This is a genomic window from Variovorax terrae, from assembly GCF_022809125.1.
Taxonomy (GTDB): Bacteria; Pseudomonadota; Gammaproteobacteria; order Burkholderiales; family Burkholderiaceae_C; genus Variovorax_A; species Variovorax_A terrae.
On the sequence record NZ_JALGBI010000002.1, the window covers coordinates 748,443 to 769,887 of the forward strand.

Below are 21,445 nucleotides of genomic sequence, written 5' to 3' on the forward strand. Positions count from 1 at the left end.
CAGAGCAGCCGCTTGTTACCTGCCGCGGGAGCGCACCATGGCGCTGATGATCACCGACGAGTGCATCAACTGCGATGTCTGCGAGCCCGAGTGCCCGAACCAGGCGATCTACCTGGGCGCCGAGATCTACGAGATCGACCCGCGCAAATGCACGGAATGCGTCGGCCATTTCGATGAGCCGCAATGCGTGCAGGTCTGCCCGGTGGCCTGCATTCCGCTGAACCCCGAGGTGGTGGAGTCGCGCGAAACGCTGTGGCAGAAGTTTCAGCGCCTGCAGTCCGAGGCCAAGACGGCCTGAGCCCGTGCGGGGGCCGCTCACTTGCCGCGGCTGGCTTGGCCGGACGGCTGTCTCACGATGTGCCGGGAAGGCGGTTCGTCGGAGGCCGACGAGGCCGCGGTGCGCGGCACGGCGGCGGCCTGGGCGCGGGTCCTGGCATTGCGCTGGAGGCGTTCCTGTTCCATCTGGCCGGCGGTCTGCGACGCGCGCCGGGTCGCCGCGTCGGCCTCGGCCTTTTGCGCGGCCGTGCGCGCGTCGTCCGCGGGCACGGCGATGCCGCCCGGGCAGGGCGACTGGCCATAACTGTTCCCGCAGCGCCAGACTTCCTCGGCATGGGTGCCCGCGGCCAGCAGACCGGCCAGGGCAAGCAGGAGGCCGTGCGCTGCGTGGTGCTTCATGAAGGCCGCCAGGAAGAGGGGGCTCAGGGCAGGCTGTCGGGCCTGGCCGCCTCGGGCCGGGGTGGCTTGGGGCGCGGCGGCTTGCTGGTGTGGATCAGCAGCGTGGCCTTCTCCATCTCGCCTGCCAGCAGCGCGGGCACGGCCTTGAGGGTACGGTCCACGCATTCTTCGATGGCGCTGCGCTGTTCGGGCGAGGGTTTTTTCAGCACCCAATGGATCACTTCCGATTTCACGCCCGGGTGGCCGATGCCCAGGCGCAGGCGCCAGTAGTCGGAGGTGCCGAGCTGGGCATGGATGTCGCGCAGGCCGTTGTGGCCGGCGTGGCTTCCCCCGAGCTTGAGCTTGGCCTGGCCCGGCACGATGTCGAGTTCATCGTGCACCACGAGGATCTCGTCGGGCTGGATCTTGAAGAAGCGGGCGAGTGCCGCCACCGACTTGCCCGAGAGATTCATGAAGGTCTGCGGCTCGAGCAGCCAGAGCGTCTGTCCATGGATGGCCGTGCGCGCCACCAGGCCGTGGTAGCTCTTGTCAGGCACCAGCGTGACCTTGAGCTCGCGCGCGAGCGCATCGATCCACCAGAAACCCGCGTTGTGGCGCGTGGCGTCGTATTCGGGGCCGGGATTGCCGAGGCCGACAAACAGTTTGATCATGATGAGGGTCGATTATCGGGGCGCCCAAGCAAACGGCCCACCGAGGTGGGCCGTTGTGCACGAAGCCGGGGAGGGCTTACTTCTTGGGGGCGGCGGGAGCCTTGGCAGCGGCAGGCGCGGCGGCCGGGGCTGCAGCAGCCGGTGCGGGGGCTTCTTCGGCAACCGTGGCCACCACGGACACCAGCACCGGGTTTTCCTTGCCGCGGGTGACGGCGGCCACGCCCTTGGGCAGGGTGATGTCGTTCAGGTGCAGCGAGGTGCCCTTCTTCAGGCCGCTCAGGTCCACCGTGATGAACTCGGGCAGATCGGCCGGCAGGCAGGAAACTTCGAGCTCGGCGACCACGTGGTTGACCACGCAGTGTTCGAACTTGACCGCCTGTGACTCTTCCGCGTTGACGTAGTGCAGCGGCACCTTCATGTGCAGCTTGGTCTTGGCGTCCACGCGCTGGAAGTCGATGTGCAGCACGAGTTGCTTGAACGGGTGGAACTGCACGTCGCGCAGCAGCACCTTGGCGGCCTTGCCGTCCAGCTCCATGTCCAGGATGGACGAGTGGAAGGCTTCCTTCTTCAGGGCGTGCCAGAGGGCGTTGTGATCGAGTTCGATCAGTTGCGGCTGGCCTTCGCCACCGTAGACGATGCCGGGCGTCTTGCCCGTGTTGCGCAGACGGCGGCTCGCACCCGTACCCTGCTTTGCGCGCTCAAAAGCGACGAATTTCATGGTTCACTCCAATGAGAGCCCACCGCGACCAGTGTGGCTCCGGTTTCAACAAGGGCCCCGGACGAGGCCCGCTTTTTTGACTCGGCACCCCTCAGAAGAGGTTTTCCTGGTCCGAGAACAAACTCATCACCGACTCGCCCTTGGCAATGCGCTGGATCGTCTCGGCGATCAGCGGCGCCACGGAGAGCTGGCGGATTTTCTGGCATCCCCGCGCGGCATCGCTGAGCGGGATGGTGTTGGTCACCACGACTTCATCGAGCGCCGTGCCCTTGGCGATGCGCTCGATGGCGGGGCCCGAGAAGATCGGGTGCGTGCAGTAGGCATAGACCTTCTTGGCGCCGCGTTCCTTGAGCACCTCGGCCGCCTTCACAAGGGTGCCGGCGGTGTCGATCATGTCGTCCATGATCACGCAGTTGCGCCCGTCGATCTCGCCGATCACGTGCATGACTTCGCTCACGTTGGCCTTGGGGCGGCGCTTGTCGATGATGGCCAGGTCGCAGCCGAGCTGCTTGGCCAGCGCACGGGCGCGTACCACGCCGCCGACGTCGGGCGAGACCACGATCAGGTCGTCGTAGCTCTTCTGGCGCAGGTCGCCCAGCAGCACCGGCGAGGCGTAGATGTTGTCCACCGGGATGTCGAAGAAGCCCTGGATCTGGTCGGCGTGCAGGTCCATGGTCAGCACGCGGGACACGCCCACGGTCTGCAGCAGGTTGGCAACCACCTTGGCCGAGATCGGCACGCGCGACGAGCGCGGGCGGCGGTCCTGGCGGGCGTAGCCGAAATAGGGGATCACCGCGGAAATGCGCTCGGCCGAGGCGCGCTTGAGCGCATCGACCATGATCAGCAGTTCCATCAGGTTTTCGTTGGTCGGGGCGCAGGTGGACTGCACCACGAAGACGTCGCGCGCACGCACGTTCTGGTTGATCTCGACGGTGACTTCGCCGTCGGAAAAGCGCCCCACATGGGCCGCACCCAGCGAGATGCCCAGATGCTGCGCAATCTCGGCGGCCATGCCAGGGTTGGCATTGCCCGTGAAAACCATGAAATCAGGATGTTGAGCCTGCATGAGCGTCCCAGCGATTGTGTAGCGTTTGTGCCTGTACGTCTGACGTATTTGGCAGGGGAGAAAGGATTCGAACCTTTGCATGCCGGAATCAAAATCCGGTGCCTTAACCAGCTTGGCGACTCCCCTACACGGGTTGACGGCTAAAAACCGCCCACCGATGAATTGTCGCTGGGTGCCCACCCCAGCAGGGGATGGACATCCAAATTGTTGCATGAGCGGACCTGCCAGGCTTGAGGCCGAAGGCCCTGGGCGTCATCCAGATCCACGTCGCGCAACATCTGCGCAAATACCGCACTTCCCGAGCCTGTCATCCGGCCCTGCAATCCCTGGGAACCCAGCCATTTCAGGGCCTGGGTCACCTCGGGGCAGAGCCTTTGGGCGACTGGCTGCAGGTCGTTGCGACCGAAGCTGAACTTGTCTGATTCAGCATTTGCAGCAAAGCCTTGGATTGTAGCAGTTTTACTGTCGCGTTTCAGCTCCGGGTCCGTGAAAATCGTTTGGGTCTCGAGTCCGCTGCCCGGTTTGACCACCAGAAAGCGGGCTGGCGGCAGGTCGAGAGGGGTGATTTTCTCGCCAATACCCTCGACCCAGGCATGGCGGCCGTACAGGAAGAACGGCACGTCGGCACCCAGCTGCAGGCCGATCCGGGCCAGTTTTTCGAGCGGCAGGTGCAGTTGCCACAGGCGGTTGAGGGCCAGCAGGCAGGAAGCCGCGTCGGAGGACCCTCCGCCCATGCCAGCCTGGGCGGGAATCTGCTTGGCCACGCCGATGTGCGCGCCCAGCGGCGTGGCGGCGGCGGCCTGAAGCGCCCGCGCCGCCCGGACCACGAGGTCGTCCGCGGGTAGCGCGGCCGTCAGGTCTTCGCGGCTGATGATCCCGTCGGGGCGCAGCTCCACATGCAGCGTGTCGCACCAGTCGATCAGCATGAAGACCGATTGCAGCAGGTGGTAGCCATCCTCCCGGCGCCCGGTGATGTGCAGGAACAGGTTCAGCTTGGCCGGAGCCGGGACGTCGTACAGCGCCTTCATGGCGGCATTATCGGCGGCGGCTCTCGCCTACCGGTCCAGCGCCAGCCGCAGCTGGGCGGTGGGCGCCGGCTCGGTGCGCCGGGCCGCTAGGCGCCCGTCGGCGCGCCGGGACAGGTCGGCCTGCCAGCCCGGCACGGGGGTGTCGCGGCCCTGCAGCCAGTCGAACAGGGCGGCGATGGGAAGGGGCGTGCCGGTGGCCTGGGCGACCAGCGCATCCAGCGAGTCGAAGCTGCGGGTGCCCTTGTCGTCGCGCAAAGTGGCGCTGCCCGGCGCCCAGGCCAGCACGGCCAGGGTGCTGCCCAGCGGGGAGAACAGCGCCAACTCGCCCGCGCCGGCGTTGCCTCTGAGTTCGAAGCCGGCCGAGAACGACTGCGGCGGCTCGGAGTCGACCTGCAGCGCCAGACGGCCGCTCCAGACCGGGTTTTCTGCATCATTCAGGCCAGAGGTCCTTGTCGGGTGGGCACATCCTGCTATGAAAAGAATAGCAATCAGCAGCAGCCAGCGACGCGGCGGGTTCACAGCTTCACGCGCAGGCGCTTGAGGGTTTCCTGCAGGGCCTCGTTGTTGGCGTTGAGCAGCAGGCCTTCCTTCCAGATGGCGACGGCGCGCTCGCGCTGGCCCAGGGCCCAGAGCACCTCGCCCAGATGGGCTGCGATCTCGGGGTCGGGCTTGGACTGGTAGGCGCTGTCCAGAATGCGCAGCGCCTCCGCCTGGTTGCCCATGCGGAATTCGACCCAGCCCAGGCTGTCCGAGATGAACGGGTCGCCCGGCGCGTACTCCAGGGCCTTGCGGATCAGGTCGCGCGCCTCGGGCAGGCGCACGCCACGCTCGGCCAGCGAATAGCCCAGTGCGTTGTAGGCATGGTGGTAGTCGGGCTTGATGGCGATCAACTGCCGCAGCAGGCGCTCCATCTCGGCAAAGTTGCCCAGCTTCTCGGCCAGCATGGCCTGGTCGTACAACAGGTCGCTGTCGGTGGGCGAGCGCTCCTGTGCACTGCGCAGCAGCTCGTAGGCGCTCTGGTACTGCTTGTTGTCGCGCAGCAACTGCACCTCGGCCATCAGCTTGGAGCGGGCCTCGGCCGGGTTGCGTTCGGGCAGGCCGCGGATCAGGCGGCGCGCTTCGTCGAGCTTGCCCTGGCGCGCCAGGATCGAGGCGCGGCGCGTCTGGGCGCTGGCCAGGGCCTGCGGGTTGTCGATGCGGTTCAGCCAGGCTTCGGCTCCCGCGTAGTCCTTGCGCTGCTCGGCAATCTGCGCCAGCGACAGATAGGCCTGGGCAAGGGCGCGGCTGCGCTCCTCCACCGGGCCGCCCGCCTTGGCCAGCTCGATGAAGCGCTTGAACGAGGTTTCGGCCGCGGCGGGCTGGTTGTCCTGCATCTGCAGCGTGCCCTGGACCAGCCAGGCCTCGGCGAAATCGGGCTTTTCCGCAGTAATGACCTGCAGCTGCCCCGAGGCCTCCGCGTAGCGCTGGGCATCGAGCAGGACGCGGGCGTAGGCCATGCGCAGCTCGGGCAGCGGCTTGCCTTCGAGGTATTTCTTCACCACGGGCTCGGCTTGCGGCACCTTGAGGTCCATCAGCTCCAGGGCGAGCAGCACCGGGCCTTCGGCGCGCGGGTCCATCGCCTGGCCGCTGCGCACGGCGTCGAGTGCGCCACTGGTGTCGGCGGCGGCCAGGCGCATGCGGCCGACCGTGGTCCAGGCCGAGGAGCCGGTGGCCGGGTTGCCCAGGTAATCCGTCAGGGCCTGTTCCACCACGCTGGCCGCCAGCTTCTTGTCCACAGCCCGCGCGTAGTGGCGCGGGATGGCGCCGATGGCCAGGGCCCGATCCTTGGGCGGAGCCAGGCCGACTTCGTTCTTGAGGGGCTCCAGGGAGTCGTTGAGCCGGTTGAGCGCGATCAGGATCTGCAGCACATAGCGGTTGGCTTCGCGCGATTCCGGCAGGGTCTGCTGCCAGGCGCGGGAGGCCTGCAGCGCGGCATCGCCGGAGCGTGATTGCAGGGCGATTTCCACGGCGCGCTGGAACAGCTGGCTGTCGCGCGTCCGGCGCGCGGCATCAAGAACCAGTGAGTAGCCCGCACCGGGCTCGCCGCTGCGCACGTTGAGCTCGCCCAGCAGCAGTTCGTAGAACAGCTCGGCATCGAGATTGGAGTTGACCGGCGGCGGGCTGGCCGAATCGCTGCCGTTGCCGGCCGCGGGGGTGTCGGCCGAAACCTGGGCCTGCGCGGCCAGGGCTGCAGCAGCCAGGGCGACGGCTGCAAGGCGGTGAAATCGCTTCATCAACCCATAATAATCCAAGCGTATGAACTCCAGCCTGACCCCATGCCTGAATTACCCGAAGTCGAAGTCACGCGCCTGAGCTTTGCCGACCGCATCGCCGGCGCGCGGGTCGAGTCCGCCCGCCTGGGGCAGCCGCTGCGCTGGCCTCTGGGCTGCGATCCGGCGCAGCTCGCGGGCCGTACCGTGCGCCGGGTGCGCCGCCGCGGCAAATACCTGCTGCTCGACCTGGACGAAGGGCTGTTGCTGCTGCACCTGGGCATGTCGGGCAGCCTGCACTTCGCTGCGAGCCAGCCGCCGCCCGGCGTGCATGACCATTTCGATCTGGTCACCAGCCGCGGGGTGCTGCGCCTGAACGACCCGCGCCGCTTTGGCGCCGTGGTCTATGCCGGGAGCGAGGCCTCGCCCGTGGCCGTCAAGTTGCTGGGCCGGCTCGGCGTGGAGCCGCTGAGCGAGGCGTTCGACCTGAAAGGCTTTCACGCCGGGCTGCGGCGCCGCCATGCGGCGATCAAGCAGGTGCTGCTGGCCGGCGACGTCGTGGTGGGCGTGGGCAATATCTATGCATCGGAGGCCCTGTTCCTGGCCGGCATCCGGCCCACGCTGCGCGCGTCGCGCCTCAGCGCGCCGCGGGCCGCCCGGCTGCAGGCGGCGATCCGCGACGTGCTGGCGCGCGCGGTGGAGAAGGGGGGCAGCACGCTGCGCGATTTTTCCAACGCGCAGGGCGAGAGCGGCTACTTTCAGCTGGAGGCCATGGTCTACGACCGGGCCGGCCAGCCTTGCAAGGTGTGCGGCACCGGCATCAAACTGTTGCGCCAGGGCCAGCGATCGACCTATTTCTGTCCTCATTGCCAAAAATCCTGAGTGCTGGCTGACCGCTCGGTGCTATATTGAAAAGTTATTCGGGGACATGGTGAGCACTTCTTTCAACGAACAATTCGATCAGCATGGGGCGTGGCGGCGCGAGTTCGCCTTGCGTTTGAAACTGCTGTCGGAGTGGATGAAGGACCATGACCTGCTCGACACCGCCGTGGCCGAGCGCCTGCGCCGCCTCGAAGGCCAGATGCGTTCGGACAAGGTCATGGTGGCCTTTGTCGCCGAGTTCTCGCGTGGCAAGTCCGAGCTGATCAACGCGATCTTCTTCGCCGGCTACAAGCGCCGCATCATGCCGGCCAGCGCAGGCCGCACCACCATGTGCCCGACCGAGCTGGGTTACGACGCCGAGGTGCCGCCCTGCCTTCGCCTGCTGCCGATCGAGACGCGCCTGCAGCCGCAGGCGCTGATGGAATGGCGCATGGTGCCGGAGAAGTGGACCCGCGTCGACCTCGATGTCAACAACCCGTCGCAACTGGCCCAGGCGCTGGAGAAGGTGGCCGAGGTGCGCCACGTAACCCGGGACGAGGCCCGCGCGCTCGGCTTCTGGCACGACGAGGCACCTGACGACAATCCGCTGGTGGACACCAACGGCATGGTGGAGGTGCCGAAATGGCGCCATGCGCTGATCAACATCGCCCACCCGCTGCTCAAGCAGGGGCTGGTGATCCTGGACACCCCGGGCCTGAACGCCATTGGCGCCGAGCCCGAACTCACGGTCAACCTGATTCCGCAGGCCCATGCCGTGGTGTTCATCCTCGCGGCCGACACCGGCGTCACCAAGACCGATCTCTCGATCTGGCGCGAGCACCTGATCACCGAGGCGGCCGACACGGATTCGCGGCTGGTGGTGCTCAACAAGATCGACACGCTGTGGGATTCGCTGAGCACGCCCGCGCAGGTGCAGGCACAGATCGCCCGCCAGCGCGCCACGTCGGCCGACATCCTGGGCCTGCCCCAGGAGCAGGTGATCCCGGTGTCCGCGCAGAAGGGCTTGGTGGCCAAGGTCAACAACGACGCCGCGCTGCTCGAGGCCAGCTGCCTGCCCGTGCTCGAAGAGGCGCTGGGCCGGGGCATGATGGGTCAGCGCCAGAAGATCCTGCGCTCGGCCATGGCCAGCGGCATTTCCGAGTTGCGGGCCGAGGCCGGCCGCGTGATCAACATCCGACGGCGCGACCTGGCCGAGCAGATGCTCGAACTCAAGGGCTTGCGCGGCAAGAACACCTCGGTGATCAAGCACATGCGCTCGCGCATCGAGCAGGAACAGTCGGAATTCGACCTGAGCGGCGCGAAGATCCACGCCGTACGCTCGGTGCACCTGAAGCTGCTGCGCGAAGTGTTCCATCTGCTGGGCAACAGCACGCTCAAGGCCGAGATGAAGCAGCTCAACGATGCGTTGCGCCAGCCCGGCATCAAGCTTGGTGTGAAGAAGGCCTATGCCCACACCTTCGAGCGCCTGCGCGAAGGCCTGCATCGCGCGCAGGCCCTCAACACGGAAACCCAGACCATGCTGGCGGGCAGCTTCCGCCAGCTCAACGCCGAATTCGGCTTCTCGCTGCAGGCGCCGAAAGAACCCGACATGAGCCGCCACCTGCGCGACCTCGAACTGGTCGAGCGCAGCCACAGCCAGTACATGGGCGTGAGCAATGCGCTCAAGCTGGCCCAGCCGGAATTTGCCGACCGCCTGGTGCGGGCGTTGGCCACCCGCCTGCGCGTGATCTACGAATCGGCGCTGGGCGAGGTGGAGCTGTGGAACAAATCGGCGGCCGCACAGCTCGATGCGCAGCTGCGCGAACGCCGCCGCAATTTCGGCCGCCGCCTCGAGGCCATCGAGCGCATCCAGCAGGCGGCGAGCGGGCTGGATGACCGCATCGGCGAGATCGAGACCAACGAAACCGCGCTCGACCAGCTCGATGCCAAGCTGCTGGAGCTGACCTCGCACCTGGTCAATACCCCCGACCTCGAGACCGGCGACGCGCAGGCCGAACCCGCTTTCAAGACGGCATGACCGCGGCGCCGGCGGAGTTCGCCACCCAGGTGGTGCGGTGGCAAAAGAGTCATGGGCGCCACGGCCTGCCATGGCAGAACACGCGGGACCCCTACCGCGTGTGGCTGTCGGAAATCATGCTGCAGCAAACGCAGGTGTCGACGGTGCTCGGCTATTTCTCGCAGTTTCTCGCGCGCTTCCCGGATGTGCGTTCGCTGGCGGCCGCCAGCCTCGACGAGGTGCTGGCCTTGTGGAGCGGGCTGGGCTACTACAGCCGGGCGCGCAACCTGCACCGCTGCGCCCGGCAGGTGGTGGAACTGCACGGCGGTGAGTTTCCGCGCACGGCCGAACTGCTGCAGACGCTGCCCGGCATCGGCCGCTCGACGGCTGCGGCGATCGCCTCGTTCTGCTTCGGCGAGCGCGTGGCCATCCTGGACGGCAATGTGAAGCGCGTGCTCACGCGCGTGCTGGGGTTCGGGGACGATCTGGCCGTGGCCGCCCATGAACGCCGCTTGTGGGACGAGGCCACGCGCCTGCTGCCGCAGCGCGCGCTGGCCGATGCCATGCCGCGCTACACGCAGGGCCTGATGGACCTGGGCGCGACGGTGTGCCTGGCGCGCAACCCTTCCTGCCTGCTCTGTCCGGTCAGCGGGCTGTGTGTTGCGCAGCGTGAGGGCGTGCCTGAAAACTACCCGGTCAAGTCGCGCAAGCTCAAGCGCAGTTCGCAGTCGCTGTGGCTGCTGTGGGCGCAAACCCGCAGCGGGGCAGTCTGGCTGGCCAGGCGGCCCACGCCGGGGGTCTGGGCGGGGCTGTACTGCCTGCCCGTGTTCGATAGCCGCGAAGCGCTCGAGGCGTCCCTTCCGGCCGGGCCGCATGCGCCTTTGCGCGACGGCGCTGCGTTCACCCATGTGTTGACGCACAAGGACCTGCACCTGCATCCCGTGCGCGTCCAGCTCCCGCGCGCGGTGCTGGGCGAAGACGGCGACTGGTTCGCGGCCGACGCGTGGCCGCAACTGGGCCTGCCCGCGCCGGTTCGCAAGCTGCTGGGCGAAGGCTGAGGCACCGCTCAGGCGTCGCCCAGCTCGCGGTGCCGTTTGAGGGTGGTCCAGTGGGTGGCAAAGGCCCTGGCCAGTTGCTCCACCAGGAATACCGAACGGTGCTGGCCGCCAGTGCAGCCGATGGCCACTGTCACGTAGCTGCGGTGATCGCGCGCCAGCACGTCGAGCCAGGCTTCCAGAAAGGACTGGATGTGGGTGAACATCTGGCCGACCTCGGCATGCTGCCCCAGGAAGGTCTGGACGGGCTCGTCGCGCCCGGTCAGCGCGCGCAGTCCGGGCTCGTAGTAGGGGTTGGGCAGCATGCGGACGTCGAACACGTAGTCGGCATGGACCGGCAGGCCGCGCTTGAAGGCAAATGACTCGAAGACCAGCGTCAGCGGGCTGGCCGGTGCCGAGATGAGCGACTTGACGTAGCTTTGCAGCTGGGACGAACGGATGAGGCTGGTGTCGATCACATGCGCCTGTTCACGCAGCTCGCCCAGCAGCTCGCGTTCCAGTTCGATGGCATCGACCAGCGCGCGCTGCTGGTCGCGCACGTCGCCTTGCGAGAGTGGGTGCCTGCGCCGTGTTTCGGAGTAGCGGCGCACCAGCGTGTCGGTGGTGGCATCCAGGAACAGCGGGCGCAGGATGACGCCCTGCTTGCGCAGCTCGTCGAGCTGGTGCGGCACCTGGGGCAGCGATGTGGCGCTGCGCACGTCCACCGCGATGGCCACGCGGCTGGCGCCGTGGCGCTGCTCCAGCGCCACGAGGGAGGACAGCAGTTCCGGCGGCAGGTTGTCCACGCAGTAGTAGCCGGCGTCTTCCAGCGCGTGCAGCGCCACGGACTTGCCCGAGCCCGACATGCCGGTGATCAGGACGATTTCGAGGTCAGCCCCGGGCATCGAGCATCTCCTTGGCATGGGCCAGCGTGGTTCCCGACAGGCGCTCGCCACCGAGCATGCGCGCCACCTCGGCGACGCGCTGCTCGCCCTGCACCGGCGTGACCGTACTGGCCGTGCCCGCGCTGTCGCTGCGCTTGGACACCACGAGGTGGTGATCGGCGCAGGCGGCCACCTGCGGCAGGTGCGTCACGGCCAGCACCTGGCGGTCGCGGCCAAGCTGCTTCATGAGGCGGCCCACGGTTTCGGCGACGGCCCCTCCCACACCCGAATCGACCTCGTCGAAAATCAGGGTCTGCGCGGTGCCGAGCTGACTGGTGGTGACGGCAATGGCCAACGCGATGCGCGACAACTCGCCGCCCGAGGCGACCTTGCCGACCGGGCGGGGCGTGCTGCCGGCATGGCCCGCCACGAGAAAGCCGATGTCCTCGAGCCCGCCGGGTGCGGGCTGCTCCAGGGTCTGCAGCGACACGTCGAACCGGCCACCCTGCATGCCCAGGCCCTGCATGGCCTGGGTGATGGCGTGGGCCAGTTGGGGCGCCGCCTTGCGGCGCGCCTTGGACAGGCTGCGCGCTTCCTCCATATAGGCCGCATGCGCCTGGCGCTCAAGGGCTTCCAGCGAGGCCAGGTCGGCTGCCGCGTCCAGCCGGCCCAACTCCTCCCGCCACGACGCCAGCAGGCCAGGCAATTCGGCCGGTGTGCGCTTGTAGCGGCGCGACAGCGACAGCCACAGCGACATGCGCTCATCCAGCTCGGCCAGGCGCTGCGGATCGAGCTCGGTCTTGCGCAGCCAGCCATGCAACGAATGGGCTGCGTCCTCGGCCTGTGCCAGGCTGGAAGCCAGAATCTCGGAAAGTCCGCGGAATTCGGGCTCGAGATGCTCCTGATTCTGTAGCGCGGTCTGTGAACGGGCGAGGCCGGCGAGGGCGCCGTTGTCCTCGCCTTCCAGCGCCTCCAGCGCTGCCTGGGCGGCATCGAGCAGCGCCTGGGCATTGGACAGCCGCGTGTGGCTGGCATTGAGCTCATCCCATTCATCGGCGCCGGGGGCCAATTTGTCGACCTCGCCAATCTGCCAGGCGAGCCGCTCGCGCTCGCGCTGCAACGAATCCTGTGCGGCTCGGGCCTCGGCCAGTGTCTTTTGCGCGCCGCGCCAGTCCTGCCAGTGCCTGGCGAGCAGAGCGGTGCCCAGGCCTGCATAGCCGTCGAGCAGGGCGCGCACGGAGTCGGGCCGCGTCAGGCTTTGCCAGGCATGCTGGCCATGGATGTCGACCAGCTGTTCGCCGGCTTCCCGGAGTTGCGACACCGTGGCGGGGCTGCCGTTGATCCAGGCGCGGCTCTTGCCTTGCGTGTCCACGCTGCGACGCAGCAGCAGGGCATCGCCAGCCTCGAAGCCGGCTTCTTCCAGCCAGAACGCCAGCGTTTCGGAAGCATCGAATTCGGCGCTGATGTCGGCCCGGCTCGCGCCTTCGCGTACCACGGCGGCATCGGCGCGCGCGCCCAGCGCCAGTTGCAGCGCGTCGATCAGGATGGATTTGCCCGCCCCCGTTTCGCCGGTGAGCACGCCGAAGCCCGAGGCCAGGTCAAGATCCAGTTCGCGCACGATCACGAAATCGCGCAGGGTGATGCGTTTGAGCGCCATGTTCAGGCAACCCCTTCATTCCAGTGCAATTTCTTGCGAAGCGTGTCGAAATAGGTCCAACCCTTGGGGTGCAGGAAGCGCACGGTGTATTGCGAGCGCCGCACGATGATGCGGTCGCCGTGCAGCAGCGAGGCGAGGGACTGCATGTCGAAATTGGCGCTGGCGTCCCGGCCGGCGACAAGTTCGATGGCAATCTCCGCCGAATCCGCCAGAACGATGGGGCGGTTGGACAGGGTGTGCGGGGCGATCGGCACCAGCACCCAGCCGGGCAGGGACGGGTGCAGCAGCGGGCCGCCTGCCGACAGTGCGTAGGCCGTGGAGCCGGTCGGCGAGGCAATGATCAGGCCGTCGGCCCGTTGGTTGGCCACGAAATGGCCATCCACCTCCACGCGCAACTCCACCATGCCCGAGGTGGCGCCGCGATTGACCACCACATCGTTCATGGCCAGCGCATCGAATACGCAGTGGCCGTCGCGCATCACCCTGGCGTGCATCAGGGTCCGCCGGTCTTCCTCGTACTCGCCGCGCAGCATGGGCGTCAGCGTGGCCTGGTAGTTTTCGAGAGGGATGTCGGTGATGAAGCCCAGCCGTCCCTGGTTGATGCCGATCAGCGGCACGCCGTGGCCGGCGAGCCTGCGGCCGATGCCCAGCATGGTGCCGTCACCGCCCACCACCAGCCCCAGATCGCACTGGGCGCCAATGGCCGCCACATCCAGCGCGGCATGGCCGCTGAGGCCGGTGCTGGCAGCCGTTTCCTGTTCCAGCGCTACTTCGCACCCTTGTGCGTGCAGGAAATGGGCAATGTCTTCGAGCACGGCCCGCGACGATCCCGTGGGACCGGCAGGGGAGGCGTGGTACTTGCCAATCAGCGCAACATGGCGGAAACGGGACTTCATGCGCAAATTACATCATTAAAGTGATGTCAGCTTTTTGATTCGCTTGAGCATGCGTTCTTTGCATGCGCTTGCCTTTTCTGATTCAAGCGCCGCAATCACGATCCATTTATCTACGTCTTCGCCTAGCTTCTCAGCTAGTGCGCCTGCGATTGCCGGACTGATGTGGCCACGTATCTTGGCGTTGTGCAGCGCGTTCCGGCTGAGATGCAATTGAGCGTGCCAGTACGGCGCAGGGTGCTCGTTCAGCGCTTTAGCGAGTAGGTCCATCGTTTGCAGCATTTTCAACTCCTTGTCAATCGGGGATTGTTTGGGTGTTGCAATAATGCACACATTGTGAGTGCATGATTGCAATCAGTTTGTGGGCAGTGTATCGTTTCGCATGCACACATTATGTGTGCAATCAGGAGCCGCCATGTCTAGTTCACCCTCTTGCATTCCCCCGGCCGTCAAAGCGGCCGACGCTGCCAGCTTGGCGGCTCCGGCGTCGGCCGGGCTGGGGGAGTGCGCCTCTCCCCGCGCTAGGCGCTTCCGTGGTGCGTTTGCACCAAGCGGCAAGCCGCGCTGCGTCCATTGTGAATGGTGGGTCTGCATTTGTGACGCGATGCGCGCCGCCGGGCAAGCGCAGCGCCGCACGAGCGGCGCGCCTTCGGCGCAGCAGGGGGAGTCCGCATGACTGCCCCCCTGAGTAACACGGGGGTAAACAACGTCAGGGGCCTGACGCGGGATGAGCGTTTGGTGCTCGAGGGCGGCAAGGTCAAGGTCCTTTGTGCTGAGCGTCAACAAGATGGGGCAAGCGGCGTCATCGTTGACTATCTGCGCGTCACGGTACGCAGGGATGCCGTCCTCTCGCTGGCGCGTCTGTCGGATAGCGACGATGAAGCTTTGACCAGATACCTCGCTTTTGGCTTGGCTGGTGTGCTCGGCTTCACCCTGGGCGAATCCCGCAACGGCCGGGATTTCTATGACTACACCTGGACCGTCAACAATGAGTTTGACAAGGAAGTTGCCAGCGTCAGCGGCGGCGGTGTCACCCAGCGCGAAACCTTCTGCCTGACCCTCAAAGGCGAAGCCTGCACTTTCGCTGCGAAAGGATGGGAGAAGTCCCTTCATGCGTGGTTGTCATCGCTCGATCCGCGTGTTACTCGTATCGATCTTGCCCGCGACTACCTGGGCGGCGAATTGACTATCGAGGAAGTCGAGGGCTGCTACCGCACTGGCGCATTCGACTATCGCAATCGTCGCCCGAGCTATACCCGCCACGGATCGGGGGATGGCCATGACCGCGCACGCGAGCATTCGAGGACCTTTCAGGTGGGGCAGCGCGAAAGCGGAAAGCTCATGCGGGCCTATGAAAAGGGGCACGCCTTCAAGATGCTCTCTGATCCTTGGGTTCGAGTTGAGGTCGAGTTGCGCAACGTGAATCGCATCGTGCCTTTTGATGCCCTGATTCGGCCCGCCGACTTCTTCGCCGGAGCGTATGACTTCTGCCAGTGGGTTCTGGACAAGAAGCCGGAGGCCGAGCGCATCCCGACGGGCAAAGCCGTAGGCGAGCGCACTGTCTCGCGCTTCACCCGTTGGCTTGAGAACGTGGTTGCTCCTTCGATCCGTGCTGTTCAGGCGTGCGCGGATTCTGCGGAGTGGGCCGATCTGCTCACGATCAAGCATATGGACCGTCGCATCCCTCGCGGCTTGTCCGGGCTTTCGCACGCGAAAGTTCGGGACGGCCTCAGGGAGTGGATACATAACCTTAGCGCAGCCGCACCGGCCGGCTATGCGCCTTCCATGTAAGCCGGATCAAGGAAATTAGTCATGAAGCTGCAAGCTCGCCTTCTCGTTACGGGCATGAAGAAATCAAAGGGCGTTCTCGAAAACGGCCAGCCCTACGACAGCACCAAGGTCTACGCCATGACCGAACTGGATGATAGCAAGGGTAATGGCATGGGTTCTGCCACGGTTGAATATGCCTTGGGCACGTCCGAGGAATTCGACAAGATGAAGCACTTGGCGGCGTCCTTCCCGATCGAATGCGACGCGGAAATCGAAATCGTCACGAACGGCAAGGTGCAGAAAACCGTGATTGCGGCCTTGCGCCCCGTTGCTCGCGCCCAGCAGACCAAGGGCTGACGTCATGCATTGCGTGCGCGGCTACATCGTTCAGGACGCGGAAAGCGGCGGCTTTCTCGCGCCTGATGGAGAGGGCGGGGTTGTTCTCGTTCGAATGCTCGTGCGCGCCGTGCCTTTCGCATGCGAAGAATCGGCTAGCGATGCATCGGCCGATCACCTGGACGGCTGCGGCGTTGTCATTCCGGTGTGGGTTCCAGAGTCCTGACATGGATGACCTGATTCTGTTTATGCGGTGTTTGGAGATTAGCGCTTACTGGTGCGCCGGGTGGTGGCTCTGGCAGTCTGTTTCTCGTCTTCCCAAGTGATTCCAGCCTGCACAGCACCAGCGTTGTGAAACGTCGTGTTGTGTGGGGTGCAATCCCGAATTTCTCGGAACGCCGAGTTGCCTGGTTTCGCATGCGAAACCTGCTGTTTAGTTATTGGGAGGTGAGTTCTATGTCCGAGACTATTCATTGCAATGCTTGTGGTTTCAATGGTGTCAATGAAGACAACGGCCTTGAGCACGGCGATTTGATGGAGCAGCTTGAGGCTGGCGATATCAGCTATGACGAGTATGAGGAGCTTCTGGGCGGGACTCGGTTTTCCTGTCCTGGCTGCGGTTCGCTTGACACGGAAGTGTCTGATGAAGACCTTTTTCAGTGTCCGGCATGTGGGGCGCAGTTGCCGATGAGTGAGCTTTGCAGCGATGGTGATACGGGGTTGATTGAGTGTCATGTCTGCGGTGAGGCGTCTCCCTCTGCTGATTGGTTTTGATCTGGTTTCTCATGCGAAATCCAAAGTGATTCCAGCCTGCACAGCACCAGCGTTGCGAAACGTCGTGTTGTGTGGGGTGCAATCCCGAATTTCCGGGAACACCGAACTAGGAGTTCTCATGCGCAAGCAAATCGCAATCCGTTTGGCCGCTATCCCGGCCTTCGTCCTCGCCACCAGCGGCGCTGCCTTCGCCGAGGTGCCCGCCGCCGTGACCACGGCTATCACCGGCACCGGCACCGATCTGGTGACCGTCATCACGGCGGTGATTGTGGCCTTCGTGGCCTTCTGGGGCCTGAAGAAGCTGGCCTCCAAAATGGGCTGGATGTAAGCAGGCCCGGCTCCGATGACCACCAACACCTTTACTGCTGAAGCAGGCCAAACGGTGACGGTGGTCATCGAGCCCGCTGAATTCACTCCAGCGCGTGCCGCCGATCTGGTCGACATGTTCTGGAGCTTCGTTCTCGCGCTCGTGATCGTGTGGGGCGCAAAGCAAATCCTCAACATCTTCACGAGTAGCCCAAATGGAGACTAACCATGCCTTCACCCTCAGAAGCCTTCTTTGCTGCGGGCTTGTTCTTGCTGCTCTTTGTGGCCTTCAAGTAGCCCACGCGCAGGCCGTCCCCAAGCCCGTTTTCCCGCCCACCTACACCGGCAACATCACCAAGTACGGCCCGACCACGGCAGACGCTGCCAACGCGGCCCGTTTCTCGTTCGGCGCAGCCTCCAACGGCGCGATGTACGCCACGGCCCAGGACTACCACGCCACGCCCGGCGGCAAGTCCATTCCGATCACGGCCACCGCTGCGGTGAACAAAGCTTCAATGGGCAAGGCCGTGGCTCGTTTCGCACGCGGCATGGCCGGAAGCTTGGTGGCCCCGGTGGGCATCGCGCTCAACGTGGCTCAACTGCTGCGTGATCTTGGCGTGACGTCCAGGTGGACTGGTGACCATAATGAGTTCGAACAACCGGACCCCACCTCCGGGCTGCGCTGTGGTGGCAATACGGTCTATCCGCCTGGGGAGAGTAGCGTCTATGTCTATCCCCCGGGAACAGAAGGTGCCGCGTGCGACATTGGGCATTATTCGGGCGGTACGTTCGTCGGTTACCGGCGCATGTCCATGGTTCGGGTTGAGGGTATGACAACTAAGCCCATGACCGAGCAGGAATTGGCCGATAAGATTGCAGCGCAGTCCGGCTGGCCCACGAGCGCAACCAGCACCATCGCCAAGACCCTCAGAGATGTGGTCACGGCTGGCGTCCCGGTCGAGCTTGAGCAGCCCACGATCACCGGCCCCGCGCAGGCTGACCCCGTTGAAGAAACGGAAACCAGCACTAAGCGTGAGCCCATGAAGCTGCCCAACGGGCAACCCATGCTCGACGGCAACGGCAAGCCCGTGGAACGCGCTGTCACCACCGAAACCAAGACCACCACGCAGGACAAATTCAAGTACGACAAGGACACGGTGACGCGTGAGCAGGTCAAGACCGAGAAGGTGACTGAAACCGTGGTGGAGCCGGTGCTCAACCCGGACGGCACGCCCAAGCTCAAGCCCAACGGTGACCCTGAGACGAAGACTGGCGCGCAGACCACGACACAAGACAAGACCGACACCAAGCCCAAGGACGATGTAGACCAATGCGCCAAGTATCCGAACTCGGTGGCCTGCGCCGAGCTCGATGTTCCTGGCGGTGACATCCCGCGCACGTCCAAGGAATTGACCTACGCGGCGGAGGACCTCGGCTTCGGCGGCGGCTCCTGCCCTGCCGATATCGTGAAAACGATTCACGGCCAATCGATCACCGTGTTCAGCTACGCCAAGGGCTGCGAGATTGCCAGCGGCCCGCTACGCGCCCTGGTGCTCTCTCTGAGCGCCTTTGCGGCCTTCTTGATCCTGATGCCCGGGGAGACTCGCGTATGAAGCTCGGAACATGGCTGCTGGCGATGCTCCAGCCAATGATCGCCAAGATTCTGATCAGCCTCGGTTTCTCGGTCGTGACGATTACCGGCCTCACGGCCATCGTGAACAACATGAAGCAGCAGGCCGTGACGGCCTTCGGGCTGCTGCAGCCTGAAATGCTGCAACTGTTCCTGCTCTCGGGCGGTGCGGTGGGCCTGGGCATCATCCTGGGCGCGTGCGCGACCAAGCTCATGCTCTGGCAGATTCAGAACGCGGTGAAGATTCTTGGAGTGAACCCCTCATGATCACCTTCCTGACCGGTGCCCCGGGCGGCGGCAAAACGCTCTACACCGTGTGGCACCTGTTGCGCCAGTTGGTGGGCACCACCGTGCAAGAGGAAATGGACGATGGCACGCACGTCACGCACAAGCGCACGATCTACACCAACATCCGGGGCCTGCTGCTCGACCACGAACTGATTGATGCGAACAACCTGCACAACTGGTGGGAGTGGGCGCAGCCTGGATCAGTGATCGTGTTCGATGAGGTTCAAAAGGCATGGCCCCCGCGCCCCAACGGTTCCAAGCGGCCTCAGGACGTGAGCGAGTTGGAAGAGCATCGCGGTAAGTGGTCGGTGGACTTCATCATCATCAGCCAGCATCCCATGTTGGTGGACCGCGATGTGCAGAACCTTGTGGGGCGCCATATCCATCTGCGCCGCGTTGCGAACTGGCCACTGTCCATCGCCTACGAATGGGACATGATCAGTCGCACGCTCGCGTTCAAGACCTCGGTGAGCAAGAGCTTTGTGTGGTTCAGCAGGCAGGCCTACAAGCTCTACAAGTCGGCCCGCGTGCACACCAAACAGCCCAAGAAGGTGCCCACGCTGGTCTACGTCATCCTGGGCGCGCTGGCGCTGGCCGCCTGGAAGATTCCCGAGTCCTACAGCCGCATCACGGGCAAGCAAGTGGCCGCGTTCAACCCCGACACCTACCGGCCTGCCAAGGAGGCCTCTAGCGCCCCCGCAAGCGCGTCAAGTACCCATGCCCCTGCCGTGCCAGTTGCGGCCGCTTCCGCGCCCGCTGCGCCGGTCCTCGCGGGCTGCTCGGTGTTCCGAGGGGCCTGTAGCTGCCATGATCAGTACGGGATGCGGATCGAGGTCGAGACCAAGGTGTGTACCGGGTGGACCGACTTCGGGCCGATCAAGGCGACAACGCCGGGCCAGCCTCGGGCCGTCCAGGTTGAGATGGTGCCGTCTCTCGCCGAGGTCCTGCGCTCTCGCGTGAGCCATGACCACGCGGCGGACTATGAGGCTCTGGCCTTCATGGCCCAGCGGCGATAGCGGGTCATGGCGCCGTTTAGTCGCGGCTATCCTTTAGAGGCTAGCGTACCTATGACTGACATTGTTGCAAATAGGAATAGTTCGATTGCGCTAGCCGCACCTTTTCGTGCCGCGTGAACGATCAGCCAAATGACCGAAGCAATGCTGACTAGAGTGGTAATCGTGGATGGCGACATGAGTGCTTCCTCTGAGTTGACACGATGTTATATCGCTCTTTCGCATGAGAAACCGCCATGCGCGAAGCGCTGAGCCGCAGGCGTGCCGAAGGTGGCCGCACGCAGTGCGGCCCGCGTGCAAATTTCCGTCCCCGGAAACGAAGAAACCGCCAGAAGGCGGTTTCTTTTTCAGGGCAGTTGGGCTAGTGCCAGATTTTGACGATGCTTGCAAATAGCGCGACGGCCGCGAAGATCGACCCCACGCACCATTTGATGAGTTCCGCCTTAAGTTCTCCGGCGTCCCCCTTGGTGAATAGCTGCGCGGAGTGCAGGCTGTACCGCTTGTCGATTTCCTTGTTGATCGACTCGGCCACGGCCTGGGCGTCTTCCGGGGAGACATTGGCTTTCACGAGGGCGCGATAGATTTCAAGTTCCATGATGCGAGTTTACTCCGTTGGAATTACTCTTGCGCAGTCAGTGCTGATTGCTGTCGATCAGGTTGAGAAGCCATTCCATCCCGCCCATGGCCTCGATTTTCTCCAGGTACGAAATCGGCAGCTCAAGCGTGAAAGTGGTGGCGGGCTGCTTGTCCTCCAGCATGTCAAGCTGCTTGGTCGTCGTGGTTGTTGCACCGGTTGTCGTGGTGGTCGTTGCGATCGGCGTGGGGGCACGCAGCTTGGCAAGTGCGTCTTGCGCAATCTGTCGGTTCATGTTGCCTTCCTGGGCAATCCGCATCATGCGCGCCATGGCGTTCATGGCTCCGGGATGGGAGGCGGGCATAGAAGCGATGGCCTTCAGCAGCATCAGCGTTTCGAGGTCTTTCACAATGCCCTGGTCGAGCATTTCCTGAACCACGCGGGGGCAGTTGGATGCGGTGACCGAAAGGTGCTTGGACACCCAGGCCGCCGACTTGTTCAGGACCTCGCATACCTTCTTCTGGTTGTTGTAGATGGTCATCAAGGTCCGCACGGCCCGCGCCGTGTCGGCCAGCGTCATTTGTTCCCGCTGGATGTTCTCGGCAATCTCCATTTCGTAGGAGCGGGCCTCATCGGTTTCCGCCACGATGGCGGGCAGTTCGGTCATTCCGGCCATCTTGCACGCTGCAAGGCGGCGGCGCCCGGCGATAACGGTCCATTGCGCGGGAGCCTCGTCCTCGGTCGCCGGGCGAACCACGATCGGTTGCAGTAGGCCATGTTGTTTGATCGATGCTGCCAATTGGGACAGACCTTCTTTGTCGTGGCCGTTCTGCTGGCGGACAAAGGAGGGGGCTGCGATGGCGGAGGGGTGAATCATCTTGATGGTGAGTGCGGACATTGCTGTTTCTCCTGCGAAATGCGCGATTGGTTGATGGAGTTGAAGGCGGATACCTTCAGCAATGCTTCCTCGCTCCCTTCCCCTTGGGGAAGGGCGGGGGGTAGGGGGTGTAGGTTCACAAGGA

General features: G+C 64.8%; 26 protein-coding genes and 1 tRNA gene. 13 read left to right on the forward strand and 14 right to left on the reverse strand.

Annotated features, from left to right (window positions below; genetic code table 11):
* The first annotated feature begins 37 nt into the window (after positions 1-37).
* Complete coding sequence (locus MMF98_RS19025; RefSeq protein ID WP_243308516.1) at positions 38-298, forward strand: YfhL family 4Fe-4S dicluster ferredoxin; 261 nt, start codon at positions 38-40, stop codon at positions 296-298.
* A 17-nt stretch (positions 299-315) separates the two neighbouring features.
* On the opposite strand, the gene MMF98_RS19030 is transcribed toward MMF98_RS19025, so the two are convergent.
* The 8 genes from MMF98_RS19030 to MMF98_RS19065 all read right to left on the reverse strand — a co-directional run bounded on the left by MMF98_RS19030 (position 316) and on the right by MMF98_RS19065 (position 6,410).
* A complete protein-coding gene (locus MMF98_RS19030; RefSeq protein WP_243308517.1) occupies positions 316-675 on the reverse strand; it encodes a hypothetical protein in 360 nt (119 codons plus the stop codon).
* A gap of 23 nt (positions 676-698) precedes the next feature.
* Positions 699-1,325, reverse strand: a complete 627-nt coding sequence (pth, locus tag MMF98_RS19035; protein ID WP_243308518.1) for an aminoacyl-tRNA hydrolase — start codon at positions 1,323-1,325, stop codon at positions 699-701.
* 76 nt (positions 1,326-1,401) lie between these two features.
* A complete protein-coding gene (locus MMF98_RS19040; protein WP_243308520.1) occupies positions 1,402-2,043 on the reverse strand; it encodes a 50S ribosomal protein L25/general stress protein Ctc in 642 nt (213 codons plus the stop codon).
* Between the two features lie 91 nt (positions 2,044-2,134).
* Positions 2,135-3,109: a ribose-phosphate pyrophosphokinase gene (locus MMF98_RS19045; RefSeq protein WP_243308522.1), complete on the reverse strand. Its 975-nt coding sequence runs from the start codon at positions 3,107-3,109 to the stop codon at positions 2,135-2,137.
* 49 nt (positions 3,110-3,158) lie between these two features.
* Positions 3,159-3,235: transfer RNA gene (locus MMF98_RS19050), tRNA-Gln, on the reverse strand.
* A 14-nt stretch (positions 3,236-3,249) separates the two neighbouring features.
* On the reverse strand, positions 3,250-4,137 hold the full coding sequence (ispE, locus tag MMF98_RS19055; RefSeq protein ID WP_243308523.1) for a 4-(cytidine 5'-diphospho)-2-C-methyl-D-erythritol kinase: 888 nt from the start codon (positions 4,135-4,137) through the stop codon (positions 3,250-3,252).
* Between the two features lie 27 nt (positions 4,138-4,164).
* A complete protein-coding gene (locus tag MMF98_RS19060) occupies positions 4,165-4,656 on the reverse strand; it encodes an outer membrane lipoprotein LolB (RefSeq protein WP_243308526.1) in 492 nt (163 codons plus the stop codon).
* Positions 4,653-6,410 carry a tetratricopeptide repeat protein gene (locus MMF98_RS19065; RefSeq protein WP_243308528.1) on the reverse strand — a complete coding sequence of 586 codons (1,758 nt, stop codon included), beginning with the start codon at positions 6,408-6,410 and terminating at the stop codon, positions 4,653-4,655. The genes MMF98_RS19060 and MMF98_RS19065 overlap by 4 nt, the downstream gene beginning before the upstream one ends.
* Positions 6,411-6,452: 42 nt before the next feature.
* On the opposite strand from MMF98_RS19065, the gene mutM reads away from it, so the two are divergent.
* Genes mutM through mutY form a run of 3 tightly spaced genes read left to right on the forward strand, consistent with a single transcriptional unit; the run spans position 6,453 to position 10,322 of the window.
* Positions 6,453-7,268 carry a bifunctional DNA-formamidopyrimidine glycosylase/DNA-(apurinic or apyrimidinic site) lyase gene (mutM, locus tag MMF98_RS19070; protein WP_243308531.1) on the forward strand — a complete coding sequence of 272 codons (816 nt, stop codon included), beginning with the start codon at positions 6,453-6,455 and terminating at the stop codon, positions 7,266-7,268.
* A gap of 46 nt (positions 7,269-7,314) precedes the next feature.
* Positions 7,315-9,285, forward strand: coding sequence for a dynamin family protein (locus MMF98_RS19075; protein WP_243308533.1), 1,971 nt, complete (start codon positions 7,315-7,317; stop codon positions 9,283-9,285).
* The gene (gene mutY / locus MMF98_RS19080; protein ID WP_243308534.1) at positions 9,282-10,322 is read left to right on the forward strand and encodes an A/G-specific adenine glycosylase; all 1,041 of its coding nucleotides are present in this window, start codon (positions 9,282-9,284) and stop codon (positions 10,320-10,322) included. Before MMF98_RS19075 ends, mutY begins: the two co-directional genes overlap by 4 nt.
* Before the next feature lie 8 nt (positions 10,323-10,330).
* Here the strand turns inward: mutY and rapZ are convergent, their stop codons facing one another.
* Genes rapZ through MMF98_RS19100 form a run of 4 tightly spaced genes read right to left on the reverse strand, consistent with a single transcriptional unit; the run spans position 10,331 to position 14,014 of the window.
* Positions 10,331-11,203 carry an RNase adapter RapZ gene (gene rapZ / locus MMF98_RS19085; RefSeq protein ID WP_243308536.1) on the reverse strand — a complete coding sequence of 291 codons (873 nt, stop codon included), beginning with the start codon at positions 11,201-11,203 and terminating at the stop codon, positions 10,331-10,333.
* Positions 11,190-12,839: a DNA repair protein RecN gene (gene recN, locus MMF98_RS19090; protein ID WP_243308537.1), complete on the reverse strand. Its 1,650-nt coding sequence runs from the start codon at positions 12,837-12,839 to the stop codon at positions 11,190-11,192. Before recN ends, rapZ begins: the two co-directional genes overlap by 14 nt.
* Positions 12,840-12,841: 2 nt before the next feature.
* Complete coding sequence (locus tag MMF98_RS19095) at positions 12,842-13,735, reverse strand: NAD kinase (RefSeq protein ID WP_243308539.1); 894 nt, start codon at positions 13,733-13,735, stop codon at positions 12,842-12,844.
* A gap of 15 nt (positions 13,736-13,750) precedes the next feature.
* Positions 13,751-14,014 carry a hypothetical protein gene (locus MMF98_RS19100; RefSeq protein WP_243308540.1) on the reverse strand — a complete coding sequence of 88 codons (264 nt, stop codon included), beginning with the start codon at positions 14,012-14,014 and terminating at the stop codon, positions 13,751-13,753.
* A gap of 390 nt (positions 14,015-14,404) precedes the next feature.
* Between MMF98_RS19100 and MMF98_RS19105 the strand changes: the two genes are divergently transcribed.
* The 9 genes from MMF98_RS19105 to MMF98_RS19145 all read left to right on the forward strand — a co-directional run bounded on the left by MMF98_RS19105 (position 14,405) and on the right by MMF98_RS19145 (position 19,852).
* The gene (locus MMF98_RS19105) at positions 14,405-15,523 is read left to right on the forward strand and encodes a replication initiation factor domain-containing protein (protein ID WP_243308542.1); all 1,119 of its coding nucleotides are present in this window, start codon (positions 14,405-14,407) and stop codon (positions 15,521-15,523) included.
* Between the two features lie 21 nt (positions 15,524-15,544).
* A complete protein-coding gene (locus tag MMF98_RS19110) occupies positions 15,545-15,859 on the forward strand; it encodes a hypothetical protein (protein ID WP_243308544.1) in 315 nt (104 codons plus the stop codon).
* Positions 15,860-15,872: 13 nt separating this feature from the next.
* A complete protein-coding gene (locus MMF98_RS19115) occupies positions 15,873-16,064 on the forward strand; it encodes a hypothetical protein (RefSeq protein WP_243308545.1) in 192 nt (63 codons plus the stop codon).
* 191 nt (positions 16,065-16,255) lie between these two features.
* Positions 16,256-16,612, forward strand: coding sequence for a eukaryotic translation initiation factor eIF-2-beta/eIF-5 family protein (locus tag MMF98_RS19120; protein WP_243308547.1), 357 nt, complete (start codon positions 16,256-16,258; stop codon positions 16,610-16,612).
* Positions 16,613-16,730: 118 nt separating this feature from the next.
* A complete protein-coding gene (locus MMF98_RS19125) occupies positions 16,731-16,940 on the forward strand; it encodes a major capsid protein (protein ID WP_243308549.1) in 210 nt (69 codons plus the stop codon).
* Positions 16,941-16,955: 15 nt separating this feature from the next.
* Entirely contained in the window at positions 16,956-17,144 is a 189-nt protein-coding gene (locus tag MMF98_RS19130) for a hypothetical protein (RefSeq protein WP_243308551.1), read from the forward strand.
* Positions 17,134-18,531 carry a hypothetical protein gene (locus tag MMF98_RS19135; protein WP_243308552.1) on the forward strand — a complete coding sequence of 466 codons (1,398 nt, stop codon included), beginning with the start codon at positions 17,134-17,136 and terminating at the stop codon, positions 18,529-18,531. The genes MMF98_RS19130 and MMF98_RS19135 overlap by 11 nt, the downstream gene beginning before the upstream one ends.
* Positions 18,528-18,815, forward strand: coding sequence for a DUF2523 domain-containing protein (locus tag MMF98_RS19140; protein WP_243308555.1), 288 nt, complete (start codon positions 18,528-18,530; stop codon positions 18,813-18,815). The genes MMF98_RS19135 and MMF98_RS19140 overlap by 4 nt, the downstream gene beginning before the upstream one ends.
* Complete coding sequence (locus MMF98_RS19145; protein WP_243308557.1) at positions 18,812-19,852, forward strand: zonular occludens toxin domain-containing protein; 1,041 nt, start codon at positions 18,812-18,814, stop codon at positions 19,850-19,852. The genes MMF98_RS19140 and MMF98_RS19145 overlap by 4 nt, the downstream gene beginning before the upstream one ends.
* 358 nt (positions 19,853-20,210) lie before the next feature.
* Here the strand turns inward: MMF98_RS19145 and MMF98_RS19150 are convergent, their stop codons facing one another.
* Positions 20,211-20,444: a hypothetical protein gene (locus MMF98_RS19150; protein WP_243308559.1), complete on the reverse strand. Its 234-nt coding sequence runs from the start codon at positions 20,442-20,444 to the stop codon at positions 20,211-20,213.
* A 37-nt stretch (positions 20,445-20,481) separates the two neighbouring features.
* The gene (locus MMF98_RS19155; protein WP_243308561.1) at positions 20,482-21,321 is read right to left on the reverse strand and encodes a ParB/RepB/Spo0J family partition protein; all 840 of its coding nucleotides are present in this window, start codon (positions 21,319-21,321) and stop codon (positions 20,482-20,484) included.
* Positions 21,322-21,445: the final 124 nt, after the last annotated feature.